The organism is Alcaligenes sp. 13f (genome assembly GCF_020496585.1).
In the GTDB taxonomy this organism is placed as follows: domain Bacteria; phylum Pseudomonadota; class Gammaproteobacteria; order Burkholderiales; family Burkholderiaceae_B; genus Alcaligenes; species Alcaligenes phenolicus.
Window position 1 is genome coordinate 35,676 of record NZ_JAHKKC010000025.1, and the last position, 16,573, is coordinate 52,248.

The 16,573-nt window shown below is 57.4% G+C and carries 17 protein-coding genes; 10 read left to right on the forward strand and 7 right to left on the reverse strand.

All coding sequences use genetic code 11. The features are described 5' to 3' along the window. Positions 1-11 precede the first annotated feature (11 nt). The 3 genes from KOE80_RS17205 to KOE80_RS17215 form a co-directional block, all read right to left on the reverse strand. Positions 12-1,571 (reverse strand): TerC family protein, encoded by a 1,560-nt coding sequence (locus KOE80_RS17205; protein WP_021447067.1) that lies wholly within the window; start codon positions 1,569-1,571, stop codon positions 12-14. A gap of 71 nt (positions 1,572-1,642) precedes the next feature. Then, the gene (locus KOE80_RS17210) at positions 1,643-1,993 is read right to left on the reverse strand and encodes a hypothetical protein (RefSeq protein WP_035268424.1); all 351 of its coding nucleotides are present in this window, start codon (positions 1,991-1,993) and stop codon (positions 1,643-1,645) included. 145 nt (positions 1,994-2,138) lie between these two features. After that, complete coding sequence (locus KOE80_RS17215; protein ID WP_226349582.1) at positions 2,139-3,002, reverse strand: pirin family protein; 864 nt, start codon at positions 3,000-3,002, stop codon at positions 2,139-2,141. A gap of 190 nt (positions 3,003-3,192) precedes the next feature. Between KOE80_RS17215 and KOE80_RS17220 the strand changes: the two genes are divergently transcribed. The 4 genes from KOE80_RS17220 to KOE80_RS17235 are packed head-to-tail and all read left to right on the forward strand — an operon-like array spanning position 3,193 to position 7,702. Next, positions 3,193-3,930 carry a sterol desaturase family protein gene (locus KOE80_RS17220; RefSeq protein ID WP_035268419.1) on the forward strand — a complete coding sequence of 246 codons (738 nt, stop codon included), beginning with the start codon at positions 3,193-3,195 and terminating at the stop codon, positions 3,928-3,930. Beyond that, positions 3,927-4,841 (forward strand): fatty acid desaturase, encoded by a 915-nt coding sequence (locus KOE80_RS17225; RefSeq protein ID WP_226349583.1) that lies wholly within the window; start codon positions 3,927-3,929, stop codon positions 4,839-4,841. Before KOE80_RS17220 ends, KOE80_RS17225 begins: the two co-directional genes overlap by 4 nt. Before the next feature lie 14 nt (positions 4,842-4,855). Next, a complete protein-coding gene (locus KOE80_RS17230) occupies positions 4,856-6,766 on the forward strand; it encodes a beta-ketoacyl-ACP synthase III (protein WP_226349584.1) in 1,911 nt (636 codons plus the stop codon). Between the two features lie 3 nt (positions 6,767-6,769). Beyond that, positions 6,770-7,702: a DUF6999 family protein gene (locus KOE80_RS17235; protein ID WP_226349585.1), complete on the forward strand. Its 933-nt coding sequence runs from the start codon at positions 6,770-6,772 to the stop codon at positions 7,700-7,702. Between the two features lie 84 nt (positions 7,703-7,786). Here the strand turns inward: KOE80_RS17235 and KOE80_RS17240 are convergent, their stop codons facing one another. Then, positions 7,787-8,629: a branched-chain amino acid aminotransferase gene (locus KOE80_RS17240; protein ID WP_226349586.1), complete on the reverse strand. Its 843-nt coding sequence runs from the start codon at positions 8,627-8,629 to the stop codon at positions 7,787-7,789. Positions 8,630-8,737: 108 nt separating this feature from the next. Between KOE80_RS17240 and KOE80_RS17245 the strand changes: the two genes are divergently transcribed. Beyond that, a complete protein-coding gene (locus KOE80_RS17245) occupies positions 8,738-9,658 on the forward strand; it encodes a LysR family transcriptional regulator (protein WP_060186133.1) in 921 nt (306 codons plus the stop codon). Between the two features lie 86 nt (positions 9,659-9,744). On the opposite strand, the gene KOE80_RS17250 is transcribed toward KOE80_RS17245, so the two are convergent. Together KOE80_RS17250 and KOE80_RS17255 are read right to left on the reverse strand one after the other, a co-directional pair. Beyond that, entirely contained in the window at positions 9,745-10,236 is a 492-nt protein-coding gene (locus KOE80_RS17250) for a GNAT family N-acetyltransferase (protein WP_203145175.1), read from the reverse strand. A gap of 40 nt (positions 10,237-10,276) precedes the next feature. Beyond that, positions 10,277-11,380, reverse strand: coding sequence for a DUF418 domain-containing protein (locus KOE80_RS17255; RefSeq protein ID WP_226349587.1), 1,104 nt, complete (start codon positions 11,378-11,380; stop codon positions 10,277-10,279). Between the two features lie 78 nt (positions 11,381-11,458). Here KOE80_RS17255 and KOE80_RS17260 point away from each other — a divergent pair, with 78 nt between their 5' ends. The 5 genes from KOE80_RS17260 to KOE80_RS17280 all read left to right on the forward strand — a co-directional run bounded on the left by KOE80_RS17260 (position 11,459) and on the right by KOE80_RS17280 (position 15,883). Continuing rightward, a complete protein-coding gene (locus KOE80_RS17260; RefSeq protein WP_226349588.1) occupies positions 11,459-12,028 on the forward strand; it encodes a TetR/AcrR family transcriptional regulator in 570 nt (189 codons plus the stop codon). A gap of 35 nt (positions 12,029-12,063) precedes the next feature. Continuing rightward, positions 12,064-13,839, forward strand: coding sequence for an ABC transporter ATP-binding protein (locus KOE80_RS17265; protein WP_205717088.1), 1,776 nt, complete (start codon positions 12,064-12,066; stop codon positions 13,837-13,839). A 43-nt stretch (positions 13,840-13,882) separates the two neighbouring features. Next, complete coding sequence (locus KOE80_RS17270; protein ID WP_035268397.1) at positions 13,883-14,500, forward strand: GrpB family protein; 618 nt, start codon at positions 13,883-13,885, stop codon at positions 14,498-14,500. A gap of 100 nt (positions 14,501-14,600) precedes the next feature. Then, positions 14,601-15,035, forward strand: coding sequence for an acetyltransferase (locus tag KOE80_RS17275; protein ID WP_083054317.1), 435 nt, complete (start codon positions 14,601-14,603; stop codon positions 15,033-15,035). A 77-nt stretch (positions 15,036-15,112) separates the two neighbouring features. Beyond that, entirely contained in the window at positions 15,113-15,883 is a 771-nt protein-coding gene (locus tag KOE80_RS17280) for an APH(3')-II family aminoglycoside O-phosphotransferase (RefSeq protein ID WP_226349589.1), read from the forward strand. Positions 15,884-16,036: 153 nt separating this feature from the next. Here KOE80_RS17280 and KOE80_RS17285 read toward each other — a convergent pair. Further along, positions 16,037-16,573: fumarylacetoacetate hydrolase family protein (locus KOE80_RS17285; RefSeq protein ID WP_226349590.1), on the reverse strand; the 537-nt coding region annotated here is incomplete at its 5' end.

The following is a 16,573-nucleotide window of genomic DNA, read 5'->3' on the forward strand; positions in this document are numbered from 1 at the left end:
GGGCTTTTTTTTTACTCCTGTGTCTGCTCGGGTTCCTGCAAGCGGCTGACGTGCACCGTTGCAATACGACGCTGGCTGACTTCGGTAATCTCGAAGCGCAAGCCGTCTGCTTCAACGACCGTCCCTACCGTGGGCAGGGAGTCCAGACGCTCCAGCAGGAAACCGGCCACGGAATTGAAGCTGCTGTCTTTCAAAAGCAGGTCGTCCGCTTCCACGGCTTGGGCCAGCAAGAGCAGGTCTATGCTGCCATCCACTTGCCACAGATTGGGGCCAATCTGCTGAATGGCGGGTTGTTCGTCCTCGTCGGGGAACTCGCCGGCAATGGCCTCCAGAATGTCGATGGGGGTCAGCAGGCCTTCAATCGCGCCGTACTCGTCCGTTACCAGCACGAACTGGCCATTGGACTGCTTCAACATGGCAATCGCGCTGAGTACATCGGTGTGCTCGTGAACGATGATGGGCTCACGCAGATCCGGCCATAGTTTGACTTGCGGGTAGTCGTCCAGATCGGCCAGCAAATCCTTGGCGCGAGCCACACCCACCACCTGGTCCAGATCGCCCTGACACACCGGCAAGAAGCTGTGTGGGGTGGAGCGCAGTTGCTGGCGCAAGGTGTCGGCGGAGTCCTCGATATTGAGCCAGGTAATTTCCTGACGAGGCGTCATCAAGGAGCGAATCGGGCGTTCGGCCAGGCTGAGCACACCGCTGACCATATTGCGTTCTTCGGTGCGGAAAGCCTGCTCGTCCAGTTCCAGCTGACCCTCGTTGCCGTTGTCGTCCTTGTCTTCATTCTTGCGGTTGCTCAGCATGCGCAGTACGGCCTCCGCGGTACGGTCACGCAAAGGACGGCGTGACTGCGAGCGCTGCAGGCTGCGGCGGGCAATCTGGTTGAAGAACTCGATCAGGATGGAGAAACCAATGGCCGCGTACAGATAGCCCTTGGGGATCTTGAAGCCCAGGCCTTCGGCGGTCAGCGTCAGACCAATCATCAGCAAGAAGCTCAAGCACAGCACCACCACGGTGGGGTGGTTGTTCACGAAGGTGGTCAGTGGCTTGGAAGCCCAGATCATCAGCGCAATCGAGATAATGACGGCTGCCATCATGACGGGCAGTTGATCCACCATCCCCACGGCAGTAATCACCGCGTCCAGCGAGAACACGGCATCCAGCACCACAATTTGGGCTACCACGACACCAAAGCTGGCATAGGCCTTGTTGGTGCTGGAGTGATGATCGCCACCTTCCAGACGCTCATGCAGTTCGCTGGTGGCCTTGAACAGCAGGAACAGACCGCCCAGCAGCAGGATCAGGTCGCGCCCGGAGAAGCTGAGCGGGCCAATGGAGAACAGTGGCGTGGTCAGGGTGACCAGCCAGGAGACGATAGTAAGCAGACCCAGGCGCATGATCAGCGCCAGCGACAGGCCGATCAGGCGAGCACGGTCGCGCTGATGCGGGGGCAGTTTATCGGCCAGAATCGCGATAAAGATCAGGTTGTCGATGCCGAGAACAATCTCCAGCACCACCAGAGTTAATAAGCCGACCCAGATGCTGGGATCGAGTAGCCATTCCATGATGTTGTCCTGTTAGACAGATAAATAAGTGCAAAAAAGCAAAGAAGCAGGGCGCCGCGGCGCGTCAGGCGTCAGACGCGGGGCGGGCGGTGCTCCGGGGCAAATTCGCAGCAAATTGCTGGCAGGGAATAGGTCGGACAAGCCGATGGCCAGGCATGCAGCCAGAAAGACTGAACCGGGCAGGGCAAGGGGGTATCCGCGTGATCGGCGTACTGTTGCATGGGCGTGTGCGCCAAAATGGCGCTGAGCTGATGCAAAGGATGATTGGCGGATGAGACACGGCGTTCCGCAGACTCGGCTGCATCGGATTCGTGTTGAGCGAATAAAGCCGATTGACCACCTTGCACGGTTGCGTGGTAGTGGGAGCTGTAAGCCTGCAGGGGAAGAATAAGAAGCAAGACGACGACGAACCAGCGTCTCATAGTGTCTAAGGGAAGTCGATGACGGTTCAGTATATCGTATGCGGGCTGGCTCAATGCAAGTGTGCTGTGATGATGGATGGTCAGGTCGGGGTGGCAGGGGCCGCCATCGGGGCGCGTGGCAGCTTGGAAATAGGAGAGGGAAAGCTCAGCCCAGGCAGCCAAACCGGCCCTGATCAAAGTCGGCAATTGCCTGGGTAATTTCCTGTTGTGTATTCATCACAAAAGAGCCGTAGGTCAAAACGGGCTCATCAATGGGCTCGCCGCCCAGCAACAGTAGCTGGGTGTCGCTTTGGGCGTTCAGCCGGATAGTCTGGCCTTCCAGGCTTAGCAACACGACCTGAGCGGGGCGCACTCGCGTTTGCTGGTTCACTTGTACTTCGCCGCTTCGCACCAGCAAGCTGGTGTTCCAGCCCTCGGGCACCTGAAAACAGGCTTGATGCCCGGCCTTGATCTGTATGTCCCACAACAGGAGCGGGCTGTGATGCCGGGCCGCGCCGGGCTGCTCCCGGTATTGCCCGGCAATCACTCGTATCTGTCCGGCCTGATCGGGCAGGGCCAGAGCGGGAATGTCTGCGCTGGGCAGAGACTGCTGGCTGGGTGGCAGAGTTTTCGCACAAGCAGGCAGGTTGATCCATAGCTGCACCATTTCCCAGGTACCACCCTGACGGGCGAACGGCTCGGAGTGGCTGGCCTGATACAGCAGGCCGGAGGCCGCACTTAGCCATTGCACATCGCCCGGACCCAGAGCGCCGCTATGACCGCTGGAGTCGCGATGCTCCAGCTCGCCCTGATACACCAGCGTGACGGTTTCAAAGCCGCGTTGCGGGGAGCCATGCACCTTGTGCCGACGGCTACGGGCCGGGTAGGGGGTGGGAGCGGCATAATTCAAGCGCAGAAAGGGGCTGTGCCGGTCCGCGTGGTCCTGATGGCTGAACAAGGTACGCGCCGCCAGACCATCGTCACCCGCCAAAGAGGGGCATGGACTGAGGATGCTGACAACCTTTTTCATGGCATGGATTCCGATTGAAAGCGCATGCCTTCAAGGATAGGGGCGAAACCCCGCTATGATTAGCCCCCGCTATTGCAAAACTGTATTGCTTGGGCGGGCTGGACGAATGTGAGCAATTAGTAACCAAATTAACAAACGTAATCTTCCTGACCGCGCTAGCATTAGCGCACTTTGTTACGTAGAGAGTGGAATGGGGCAGGCTTTTCAGGCCTTGAGCGTCTGGCAGGTAATGGGCGTGGGCTTATTGTTCTTCGGCGGCATTTACGTGCTGTTTGCACTGGGCACCTTGGCGCTGACACATTGGCTTTTACCTGCCTTGGGTTGGGGACGCCCCCTGGACACGCGCCCTTTGCGTCCTGGCCAACTGCGCCGGGAATTGAAGCAATCCGGCACGGCCATTCTGATTTTTGGCACCGGCATGATTTTTCCCTGGGGCTTTTTGCAGCTAGGCTGGGCGCATTTGACGCCTGATGCCAGCGCGACCCGCATTGTTCTGGAAATTCTGGCTCTGGTGATCTGGAACGACGTGCACTTCTGGATCAATCACCGTCTCTTGCATACCCGCTGGTTGCGCCGTTATCACGGCCCGCACCATTCTTCCGTTGTGGTGACGCCGTTCTCCACCTACAGTTTCCACCCGCTGGAGTCGATCATGCTGGGCAATGTGATTTTGCTGCCCATGGTCGTGCATGACTTCAGTTTCTGGTCGCTTTTGTCCGTGCCCTTGTTCAGCCTGTTTTTCAACAGTATCGGCCACTCCAATTACGACTTTTTCCCCAATGTTTCCAGCCGCCATTGGCTGGCGGCCAGCCGTCGTCACCAACGCCATCACGCGCAGTACAACGGCAATTACGGTTTTCAATTCAGCTTTATGGATCGCCTGTTTGGCACCCGCTTGCCCGATCGCCCCGAGGAGGCGCGGGGATGAGCGCTGCGTGGCGTTTGCGTCAGCCGCGCGATTGGCAAAGCCTGCTGTACCTGATTGCCTATCCTGTGCTGGTGGTCGTGCTGTGGCGGGGCGGCTTCTCCTGGATTCTGTACGGCTTGCTGCTGTTCCTGACGCTGGGCGTTGGCGTCATCAACCATAACCATCATCATCTGCGCATGTGGCGGGGACGTCTCCCCAATCGTTTGACGGACTTCTGGCTGACCCTGGTACAGGGCCACCCCGCTTGCGTGTTCTGGCCTGCGCATGGGCGCAATCACCATCGCTACAAACATGGTGAAAAAGATGTGGCCCGCACCTACCGTTTCTGGCGGGGCGATACCAACGACACGCTGGGCTGGTTGATGCACCCCTTTGAGGCCGTACCTGCGCTGTACCCCATGATTTTTGGCTGGCTGGGTAGCCTGCGCCGTCATTGGCCGGGCGTCTGGGCCTATTGCATGGCGCAGTACGGCGTGTGGCTGGGAAGCTGGGCGCTGGCCCTGGCGCTGGACCCGGTAAAAGGCTTTTTGTACGTGATCCTGCCGCAGCTGCACGGTTTGCACTGGCTGCTGACCACGAATTATCTGCAACATGCCCATGCTGATGGCAGTCATGAGGGCCGTCATGGCGAGCAGCTAGCCTATGCCCGCAATTTCGAGGGCCTGGTCAATCCCTTGCTCTTTAATATCGGCCTGCATGTGGCCCACCATGAGCATTCTCGTGCGCACTGGTCCGAGCTGACCCGGCTGCACGACACCGAATACCGAGCCCGCACCCCGGACGCCTTGAACGAAGGGGGGCTGGTGCCTTATATGCTGCGTGTTTTTGTGCTGGGCCTGTTCATGCCCCGCTACCGCAGTCAATCCTTGAACGCCGTGGGCCAGACGGAGCGTCGGCGTGATTCCGTGTAATCAGGAGTATTTCTATGCCCGTGGCCTTTGAGCACGTTGTTATCCATCAGGCCCAGTGGTTTATGCCCGGAGAGCCGGTCGATAACACCGCAATGGATAACTTTATTGCCCCTTTGAACCGTATTTCGGGGCGCATCAAGCAACGCATTCTGGCCGAGAACGGTATTCAGCAGCGCTACTACGCCATTGGTGAAGATGGCAGCACGCGCTGGAGCAATACGGCCATGGCCGCCAATGCCGTGCGTGCGTGCCTGGAGCAGGCGGGTTTGAGCATGGCGGACGTGAGCTTGTTGGCCAGCGGCTCCTCGGGCGGGGATTTGTTGATGCCCGGCTTTGCCAATGCCATTCAAGGTGAATTGGCCGCTCCTCCACTGGAGGTGCATTCGGTCCACGGAATTTGCGCCGCTGGCGTGACCGCCTTGCAGGCCGTTGCCCAGGGGATCGAGCTGGGTGCGCACCGTCACGGCATGGCCGTGGCCAGTGAAATGCCATCGCGCTTGTTCCGCCGATCGCGCTTTGCTTCGCAAGGCTATCAGGCGGACTTTGACTCACACTTCCTGCGCTGGATGTTGTCCGATGGTGCGGGCGCGGCCTTGTTAAGTCATCAAGATCAGGTTCTGCCCACAACGCAGCCCGGCGTCCGCCTGCGCCTGCGCTGGATTCATCAAAAATCCTTCTCGGGTGATTACCCGGTTTGCATGCAGCTGGGAGCAACGCGTGATTCCACTCGCAGCCATCTGGATTACGATTCCTGGGCCGAGGCCGAGCAAGATGGTGCCTTGTCCCTGCGCCAGGACATTCGCCTGCTGCCGCATCTGTTCGACATCGGCATACACGAATACGTAAAACTGGTGCGTGATGGCTGGGTAGACCCCGAGCGCATCAGCCATTTCCTGTGCCATTACTCCTCCGAAAAATTCATCCCCGTGGTGGCGGATTTGCTGGAACAGGCTGGTCTGGGCATTCCTGCCGAGCGCTGGTACAGCAATTTGCGCTGGCGCGGCAATACGGGCGCAGCGTCCATTCTGATCATGCTGGCCGAGTTCATGCGCGACCGGACCTTGACGCCCGGCGAGCAAATCCTGTGCTACGTGCCCGAGTCTGGCCGCTTCATGACGGCCTACATGCTGCTGGAAGTGGAAGCCTGCGATGCCCCCGCAGCGGCCGTGTCTTACCCGTCTGCCAAACAGTCGGCTCCGGCCTCGGTGGATCAGGTGGATATTGCCCCTCCGCATGACCCGGCCACAGCCCCGCAGGGTTTGCGCGATCTGCTGACGCAATTGGCCCCGATCTGGCACGACTATCGTTCACAAGTGTGGCGTACGCCCTTGCTGCGCAGCCTGCACGACGGTTCCATCCGCATGCAGGACTATCAGAAATGGATGGGGGACTGGATTCCCCAGGTACGTGAAGGGGCCAAGTGGATGCGTGAAGCTTGCGATTCTTTGTCGCCCGCTTACGCGCCGCTGGCCGAGCTGATTCGCCTGCACGCCGGTGAAGAGCAGGATGACTTCAAGATTCTGTTCGAGGACTATCAGCACGCTGGTGGCACCGCGACCGAGATCGAGCAGTTGAGCCGTAACCCCGGCGGTCAGGCCCTGAACGCTTACCTGCATGCCTTGGCCGCCAGCCAGGACCCGATTGGTTTGCTGGGGGCGATTTATATTATTGAAGGCACCGGCCAGCGTATTGTTCCGGCCTTGTTGCCTTTGCTGAAATCCTCGCTGTCGCTCGAACCGAATATGTACCGTTTCCTGCACTACCATGGCATGAACGACGAGCATCACCTGGCCCGCTGGCTGGTGGCCGTTGAACTGGCTCTGGATTGTGATGAAACAGGCCGCGCCGAGCAGATTATTATTGAAACCGCGCGTCGTACCGCCGCCCTGTACCTGATGCAGTTCCAATACGCGAAAGAGTTTTAAGTCATGGATCAAATCCCGGATTTTTTAAGCAAGCCGCATGACCCGCAGGACCCCAGTCCTTGGCGGGCCTTGTATCTGGATCGCAGCACGCCCCTGCCTGATGAAGTGAAGCAGGCTTGGCTGGCCGACTCCAGTTCGTCATCGCGCCAGTACCTGCTGCCATTCCTGCGGCCACTGGCGCGCCTGATGATTATCGTGATTCAGGTCGTTAAAACCTTTTTGCCGCGTAAATGGTCACATTCGGGCCTGCTGCACCGCATTCTGGTGTGGGGTCTGAAGCGCTTTGTCTCGCCACAGGCCAACTGGCTGATTCTGCGTCACTTCCATTTGGGATCACAGGTGCTAGCCTTTATCGCGGCCAATTCGCCCACCCAGGTGCCGACCACGCCGCTCACCCCCATGAACATCGACGAATTGCGCGATCACACCTTTGTGAAGCACGATTTGAATCTGTTCAATTTCGTGATCCGGCTCAATCAGACCTTGCGGGACAATAATCAGGAAATCGGCCCGCCGCAGCGCGTGGATTTCTCCATGATCCAGCCCGTGCCTTTGGCGCTGGACGATATGCCGCAAGGCCCGCTGAACAAGATGGATCTGCAAAGCGCCATCGAACTGTTCACGCCCCTGTACCAGTTGCTGCTGACTGATAACGACTTCTGGCGTGCGGCCAATTCCCTGCAGCTGGACGAGACCATCGGGATTTACGCGGCCAAGATTTTGCAGGCACCCGAGCATTTGATTCTGGTGAACAATGGTCACCCCTTGGTGCCCATGTCGACCTTGCGAGCAGGTTACCGTTTGGTGCTGCACGGTCTGTCTACAGAGATGCTGCATAGCTTGCTCAATCAGATGAAGCAGGCGCAGGCGCAGGCAGAGAGAGCTCAAACACCGGATTTGGGGCAGGGCGATAGTTCGGTTTCTGCCGAGATGTAAAAACAAAAACGGCTCAATAATGAGCCGTTTTTCTATTGGGCACATGGCCCATTTCCAACCATGCTGTTGGCTACTTTCTGAGACTTAGTTGCGCTTGGTATAGGCCATGTACAGCTCGTGAGCACGGGTTTCAATCGGGCCGCGGGCGTAGTGGCGATCGTCAATGCGATTGCAGTGCAGGACCTTGCCGTTATTGCCGGTGCTAAATACTTCATCGGCATCCAGTACGTCTTGTGGTGTCAGGCTGGCTTCACGTACCTCAATTCCGTCGTCGCGCAGCAGCTGCATGACACGCTGGCGGGTAATGCCGTTCAGGAAGGTGCCGTTCAGCGCCGGGGTCAGGGCAACGCCGTCACGCACAATCCACAGATTGGCAACAGCAAACTCGGCCACCTTGCCCTTGGAGTCCAGCACGATGGCGTTGTCAAAACCGCGTGCGCTGGCATCACGCAAAATACGCTGGGTGTTGGGATACAGGCAGGAGGCTTTGGCATCGGTAGGAGCCATGGACGGATCAGGGCGCAGGAATTCGCTGAAGGTCGCGCTAAAGCCGCTGTCAGCAGGCAGTGGGGATTCAAAAATATGAATTGCCAGTTGGGTGGTGGCCGGGTCGGGCAACAAGAAGCCGCCGGGTGCGAAATACAGTAGCTTGATGTAGTAGTCCGTAGTGTGAGGCAGCTTTTTCAGGCCCTCGCGCACCAGGTCCACGGTTTGCTGCGGCGTCATCACGGGCTCCATGCCCAGGGTGAGGGCAGAACGGTTCAAGCGCTCGCAGTGCAGGTCCAGATCCGGAGTATGGCCTTGAATAGAACGGGCACCGTCAAAGACCGTGGTGGCCATCCAGAACGCATGGTCGGTCGCGCCAATCAAAGGTGCGCTGGTGCTGTTCCATTGACCGTTGGACCACGTGATTTCATTTTTACTCATGGGGCTTTCCTCCTGGTTTTGTTGGGACGTAGTGGCAATTTATCTTGTCGTTGTACTATTTCCAACACACATAATAGAGAGCAAAAAACGACTTGAGGTGGTGTCAGCGTGCTATCTGATATTTACAAAACATATAACTGGACGCTGGCCGAGCTGCATGCTTTCTGCCTGATCTGTGAATGTCAGAACCTGAGTCAGGCCGCGCTGCGTATCGGGATCAGCCAGTCGGCTATTTCCCTGATGGTGCAACGTTGGCGACAGGCGCTGGGTGATCCTTTGTTTGTACGGGCGCGCTATGGTGTGGCACCCACGCAGATCGCCATTGCACTGCGCGAAAAACTGCAACCGTTGCTGGAAGAAGTGGGTATTGCCTTGACGCAAACCCAAGGCTTCAATCCTGCTCAGTCTACGCGTGTTTTCAAGGTCCATATGACGGATATTGGCCAGCTGGTTTTTTTGCCGGGGCTGAACAATTTTGTCGCCAAACACGCGCCAGGTATTCGCCTGGTCATCAAGAATCTGGGCTGGGAATCGCTGGAAAGTGGTTTGAGTTCGGGCGAGATTGATCTGGCGATTGGCTCTTTGCCCATGATTAAAGGGCGAGTGCATTCGCGCGTGTTCCGCCACGAGCGTTATGTGACAGCCATGCGCAAAGGCCATCCCCTGGCCAGAAATGAGCTGGATCTGGAAGCCTTTGTGGCGGCTGATCATCTGGCCATTGATGCCACCAGCAGCGGGCATTCTCTGGTGGAAAACGCCCTGCGCTCCCTGGATATGCGGCGCAATATCAGCCTGACGATTCCCCACTATCTGGCTGCGGAGCAGATTCTGGTCAACAGTAATTATTTGCTGACCGTGCCCAATGTGGCCGTCCTGTCTTTCCAGGACCCTGCCGCCTTGTGCATTGTGCCTACGCCGCTGGCTCTGCCCAGCTTTGATGTGCGCGTACATTGGCATGAGCGCAGTCGACAGGACGAAGGCGTGCGCTGGTTGCGCACGGCCATTTCGGATTTGTTCGGGCAGCGCTAAGCCTATTTGGTGATTAGGATGCGGTTTGCACAAGGGCTGTACACGGTTTGCGAAGGCCGTCGTTCAGCACCTTGCCCATTTGGCTATCAAGCAAATTTCAGCACGGCTTCCAGCTCGTGCTCCCCATAGGTGCCGCCTGTCAGCTCAAAGCCCAGTTTCGAGTAGAACGCTTCCGGGCTGCCTTCACCTCGGCTATAGCCTAGCCTAATTTCCTTGTAGCCCTGGTACTTCAGATCATGGATCAGCAGTGCAATTGCTTTGCGCCCGAAACCCAGGTTTTGGAAGGGGGCGGCAATCATGAAACGCCATAAAAAGGCACCAGGATACAGAATGCCTTCGTCGTGGTCGGCACCGATATGCAGCATGATAAAGCCCACCAGGGTGTCATTAGCGTAGATGGCACGGAACCAGGCATTCTCGGAAAAGTGAGCCTCTGCAATGGAGGTGCCATTGTCGGCAATCATGCTGCGCTGTGCGGGAGAGAGGGTCTCGCTTAGCTCACATACCTCGTAGACGGTTTGCGAGTTGATGCGACGAAAAGAGACGGTGGCGTCTTTGGAAACGGTTTGTTCACTCATATGAATTCAAGGTTTCATGTTCAGCTAAAAGGCGCTCGGTTCAGGCGTGCTTGGACCCGTAGGTGATGCGTCGTAGAACCGCCTCCAGTGGGCCACGTCCCCAGCGCTGGGCGATCAGGCCTGTCAGACTCATGGCCAGTAAAGCCAGGCCAATGGAGATCAATAGCAGTGCTGCATTCCCAAAGGAGTCAAACAGATCCAGGCCATAGCTGCTGAAAACAAGACCCGCCAGAATGCCTTGGCTGACATAGGCGCTCAGTGAATTGCGGCCTGCCTCAATCAGTACATTGGGCAGGCTGAGCCATTGTCCGCAACGCAGCAGCAGGTACAGATACACCGTGGCTAGCAAGGGCGCGCCGATGGCGATGCTGAACAGACCCGTCAGCCCCATCAGGTTTTCTTCGTTGGCCACGGAGGCGCTAAAGAAGTTGATCGCCAAAGCCAGTGGCAGGAGCCAGGGCAGGGCGCGCCCCAGCTTTTGTTGTCCGGCGCTATGGGCTTCAAAGAAGTTGCTCTTGGCCGCGGCCAAGCCCATCAGCATGGCTCCAAAGGCCAGTGGACCCTGGTACAGAAACAGGAAGGCAAAGGACTCCGGCCATTCGCTGATGCGTGCCAGCGTTGCCTCGGAGAAGGCACCGCCCAGGGAGTACACCGGGGCCATGTCTTCGCTACCGGCCAGCAGATAAGCGATCAGTGCCAGGCTGACAATTTCCACTAGCACCATCAACAACGCCACCTTGATCAATCCGCGCGGGGAGAGCCTGCGTAGCGGCCAGATCAGCACACCCAGCACCGAGTAAAGCAGCAGGATATCGCCGGTAAAAACCAGCGTCGCGTGCAAGCAACCCAGCACGGCCAGGCCGAACATGCGGCGGAAGTAGCGGCTGCTGAGGGGGACGCCAGCACGTTGGGCAGAGCGTGCCTGGATTTCTATACCCCAGCCAAAAATCAGCGAGAACAGCAGAAAGAATTTGCCCTGAAACAGAAATTCGATCAGGAAGGCAGCCATGTGGTCATAGGAGGAGGATGTGGCTGTCGGGCCACTGTCGCTCAGTGCCAGATAGGGCAGGTTTACCACGCAAATACCGATCAGAGCGGCGGTGCGAATCAGGTCGATGGAGGAGTTTCGAGAAACCGTAGACATAGATGTTTATTGATTGAGCGCTTGTTCAATGCCATAATATTGAGCGCTTGCTCAATGTGTCAATAGGGAGGGAAGGTGATGAGTGAAAAAGAAGACAGTGCCACACGAATTCGACAGGCCGCGGTTGAGGTCCTGATGGAAGTTGGTGTTCGTGCCGCCACCACTCGCATGGTGACCGAACGGGCTGGTGTGGGCCGTGGACTGTTGAACCATTACTTTCGCTGGTCCGAATTGCGGGCCGAGGCTTGGGGCGAGATCTTCGATCAGCTCATGGAATGGGAGGCTGCGCAATCTGCAGACCCTCGGGTTCTGATGGAGGATTACCTGAAGACGGCCTTTGAAGAGCGCAATCGCATCTATTGGTTTTTGTGGATTGATGCCACTGATCTGGCCAAAACCGATGCAGCCCTGGCCGTAGTGACCACCCGCGTGCATAAAAGAATGCTGGAACAACTGGCCTCTTACCTGAGTCGGGGCACGGAGCAAGGTTTTTGGCAGGTAGCCGATGCCCAGGGCACGGCACTGCGTTTATCTGCGATGTATGACGGCTTGGCCAATATGCTGTTGACCGATTTTACGGATCTGAGCCCTGCCCAGGCCGAACAGCATTTGCGACATTTATTTTTTCTGGAAACCCGGCCGACTTAGCCTGAATCCGTCGGCCTGCCTTAAGTAGTTTGATGATGGAAATCGATACTGATTACAAAACGCTATCCTCCCGCCATACCTCCGTGGGCCGGATTTTGGGTTTGTTCAAACCCTGGCGCATGCGCTTGTTTATGGTGGCCCTGCTGATTGCCTTTGGTGCAGTGATTGGCGTGGTGTCTCCTTTTTTGCTGCGCGAGATTATCGACACAGCTTTGCCGGACCAGGACTTTGGACTGCTGGTTTGGCTGGTGCTGGGCCTGCTGGGTATCAGTGCCTTGGGTGCCAGCATCAGTGTGTTGCAAACCATTTTGTCCACCAAGATCGGGCAGGCCATCATGCACGATTTGCGGGTCGGTTTGTATCGTCATCTGCAAAGCCTGTCGTTGGGCTTTTTCATTCGTACTCGTACAGGTGAAATTCAGTCCCGTATCGCCAATGATATTGGTGGCTTGCAGGCTGTGGTCAGCAACACAGCCACTGATTTGGCGCGTAACTTGAGCGTGGTGGTCACCACGGCCATTGCCATGTTGCTGTTGGACTGGCGCTTGGCTCTGTTCTCCTTTGCTGTCTTGCCGCCCTTGATCTGGCTGAGTAATAAGGTAGGGGAACTGCGCGAGCGTTTGACGCATGATCAGCAGGCTGGTCACGCGAATATGTCGGCGACAGTGCAGGAAACCTTGTCAGCTCCGGGCATCATTTTGTCCCGTACCTTGGCACAAGGCGGTTTTTTGACGCGGCGCTTTGCACAGGTCTCCTCGGAGGTAGCCCGACTGGAAGTGCGTGCGCACACGGCTGGTGAATGGCAATGGTCGCTGATCTATCTGTTTTTAAGTGCCTTGCCCGCTTTGACGCTGTTGCTGGGTGGCTGGCTGATCGGCCAGGGGATGGTGGTCACCATCGGAACCCTGGTTGCCCTGATTGCCTTGCAGGAGCAGTTGATGTGGCCGTTGGAAGAACTGCTGCAAAGCGGGGTGCGTCTGCGCACTACCCGAGCGCTGTTCACCCGGATTTTTGAGTACATGGATACGCCGCCCGAGTTGACAGAGCCTGCCCAGCCCCGTCCTTTCCCGGCTACGGGACCGCGAGGTCATGTGCGGCTCAAAGGAGTGAGCTACCGCTATCAATCCGAGACCGCTACCTTGTCCGACATCAATATGGATATTCCTGCGGGCAGTCATGTGGCGATTGTGGGACCGACAGGCGCTGGTAAAACTACCCTGGGTTACTTGTTGGCGCGTCTGGCCGACCCGAATCAAGGCAGCATCACGATTGATGGTATTGATCTGCGCCAGATGAGTTTCGAGCAGTTGGCCAGTGTGCTGGGCGTGGTGAATCAGGAGCCCTTTTTGTTGAATGCCAGCATTGCGGAGAATTTGCGTTTTGCACGGCCTGAGGCAAGTGATGAGGAGCTGCTGGCCGCAGCCAAAACCGCGCAGATTCATGACTTCATCATGTCCTTGCCGCAGGCGTATGAAACTACGGTGGGCGAGCGAGGGTATCGTTTTTCCGGGGGCGAAAAACAGCGCTTGGCTCTGGCTCGTACCATTCTGCGCAACCCGCCCGTTCTCTTGCTGGATGAGGCCACTAGTGCGCTGGATAACACCACGGAAAATGCCATGTCAGCCGCCTTGGCCAAAATGGCGGAAACTCGTACCGTTATTTCGATTGCGCACCGCCTGTCTACCGTCCGTCATGCCGACCGCATTTTTGTGCTCAAGGCGGGCAGGCTGGTTGAGCAGGGTAGCCATCAGGAACTGGCTGCGCTGGACGGTGTGTATGCCCAACTTTTGAAAGCCGGTCAGTCCATGTGAGGTGGACGTGGAAAAGTTGAAAGTCGTATCAAGGAGAATTTGTGTGAATCGCGAGAACAGGACCGTGTCTGCATCGGCACTAAGCAAAATCACCACCTTCGAGGATGGCGACCCCAATGAGAATCCCTGGGTGGCAGGCGAGCCTAAAGCTGAGCTGATCGAGGTTCAGGACTACGACGCGAACTGGCCGGTGCTGTATCAGCGCTTGAGTCAGGAAATTCAGGCGGCCCTGGGCAATAAGGCCCTGACTATTGCGCATGTGGGCTCGACCGCGGTGCTCGGCCTGCCTGCCAAGCCTGTGATTGATATTGATGTGCTGGTGGCCGACCCGGAGCAGGAAGAGGACTATGTTCCTGCGTTGAATGCCTTGGGTTATGAGTTGAGCATACGTGAGCGCTCCTGGTATCAGCACCGCATGCTGCGTCAGGAAGAGCCGCGTGTGAATCTGCATGTGTTCGGCCCGGATTGCCCTGAACATATTCGCCATATCCTGTTTCGGGACTGGCTGGGTACGCATCCCGAGGATTTGCAGCGCTATGCCCAGGCCAAAATGCAGGCTAAAGAAGGGGCTGGCAGTGTGCGGGATTACAACCAGCGAAAGCAGGCAGTAGTGCGGAATATTTATCAAAAGATTTTTGCATCGCAGGGACTGTCGTCTTGAGCCTGGCCGGTGTTCTTGTCCCGGCTGCAGCCTTGACGTACCTACCGCTGACATCAGTGTCCTGCTTGCCAGCTAACACTTTACAAACAGGATGCGCCCCATGAGGATTCGTCATTCGCGCCCGGAGGACGGGCAACGTGCGGTTGAAATCTGGCGCAAGGCCGTGGATGCCACGCACGATTTTTTATCCGTGCAGGATCGTCAGGAAATTGATGTCATGGTCTGCGGTTTTCTGCCTCGGGCCAGTTTATGGCTGGCGGTGGATGAGACGGATTACCCGCTGGCTTTCATGCTGCTTGAGCAGGGCCATATGCAGGCCTTGTTTGTGGACCCGGACAGCCGGGGAACGGGCGTAGGAAAGGCTTTGGTGCTGCACGGCTTGAGCCTGCATCCCAGCATGACCACTGATGTGAATGAACAGAATGAGCAGGCTGTAGGCTTTTACGAAAAAATGGGCTTCAAGCGTATTGGACGCTCGCCCGTGGATGATCAGGGCAAGCCATACCCGCTGATTCACCTGCAGTATCAGGTCTGATGGGCATCACGGTTTGATTCGTTTGGCTTGATCCCTCCCTCCGTTTTTATCGACTGTTTTCAGCAAGGTTTTTAAGTATGAGTTTTCCTCTTGCCTGGCAAACCCGACTGGCTGCCGCCAAGGTACAACGTCAAACCATTGGGGAGTCCGGGGCTGATGTCTGGCGTCTGGACTGGCCGGATGGCTCCTGCCAGTTTGTGAAGGCAGAAGACGATCTGCCTTTGGCCGAGCTGCCCGACGAAATTGAGCGCTTGCGCTGGATGCATACGCAAGGTCTGCCTTGCCCAGAGGTGCTGGATACCTTGTTGGCGCAAGGCCGCCATTGGCTGCTGATGAGTGCTGTTCCTGGGCGCGATCTGGCCTGCACTGAAGGCCTGTCTCCCCAGCAAACCGTGGAGTTACTGGCTTCGTCCTTGCAAGGCCTGCACCGCTTGCCACTTGAAGCCTGCCCCTTCGATCATCGCCTGGAGCATCGGTTGGCCGATGCACGTGCCAGGGCGGAAGCGGGCCTGATTGATGAAGAAGATTTTGACGATGAGCGTCAGGGCATGCCGGTTCAAAGCCTGCTGGACGAGCTATATGCCAGCCGCCCAGGACAAGAAGATCTGGTGGTCACCCATGGCGATGCCTGCTTGCCCAACTTCATGGTGCATCAAGGGCAGTTCAGCGGTTTTATCGACTGCGGACGTTTGGGCGTGGCGGATCGTTATCAGGATCTGGCGCTGACGGCGCGCAGCATAGAGCGCAATTTGGGCAAGGAGTGGCTAGCGCCTTTCTTTGCTTTGTACGGCGTGGAAATGGATGCCGAGCGCATCGCTTTCTTCTGCCTGTTGGATGAGTTTTTTTAAACCCGACTAGTCTTTGTCTCCCAAGGTCAGCCACTATTGGCAAATCGGCTTTGCACGCGGCATTCCCTAGAGCAGCAGTGCAGAGCTTGTGCTGCCTGATGAGAGGCTCTGTCGGGCAAAACCAGCGCCGTTTCGGACGCTGGCGATGAGATCTTAAGCGCAGATAAAGTTCAGCTCGCCGATCCCCTGAATGGCAGCCTGAATTCGGTCGCCGGGGGCGGCATACAGCATGGGTAAACAGGTGCCCGTAATGATGACCTGCCCTTTTTGCAGCCCGCCAAGGTGGTGGCTGCCTTGATTAGCCAGCCAGATGAGCAGTCGCGTCAGCTCACCCGCCGGGTTCTGGTTCGGCCCTTGCAGCAAGGGTTGCTGCCCCACTTGCAGGCGTGCCCATTCAGGTTGTAGCAGTGCCATATCCTGCGCGGCGACGCCTTGCGGCTGATAGACCAGCGCACCGTGGCTAGCCAGATCGGCCAGGGTGGATAGACGGCCTACGGAGTCACGCTGCGCAAAGCGGGATTCCACAATTTCGACGGCTACACAGATCTGGCTGACCGCCTGCCAGATTTGTTCCATGGAATACGGTGCCTGGCCGGGCGGCAAGTCTTGTCCCAGAATCAGGCCGATTTCCACTTCTATGCCGCGCAAGGACAGCTCCTTGCTGGATGGTACATCCGGGCTGGCGTAACG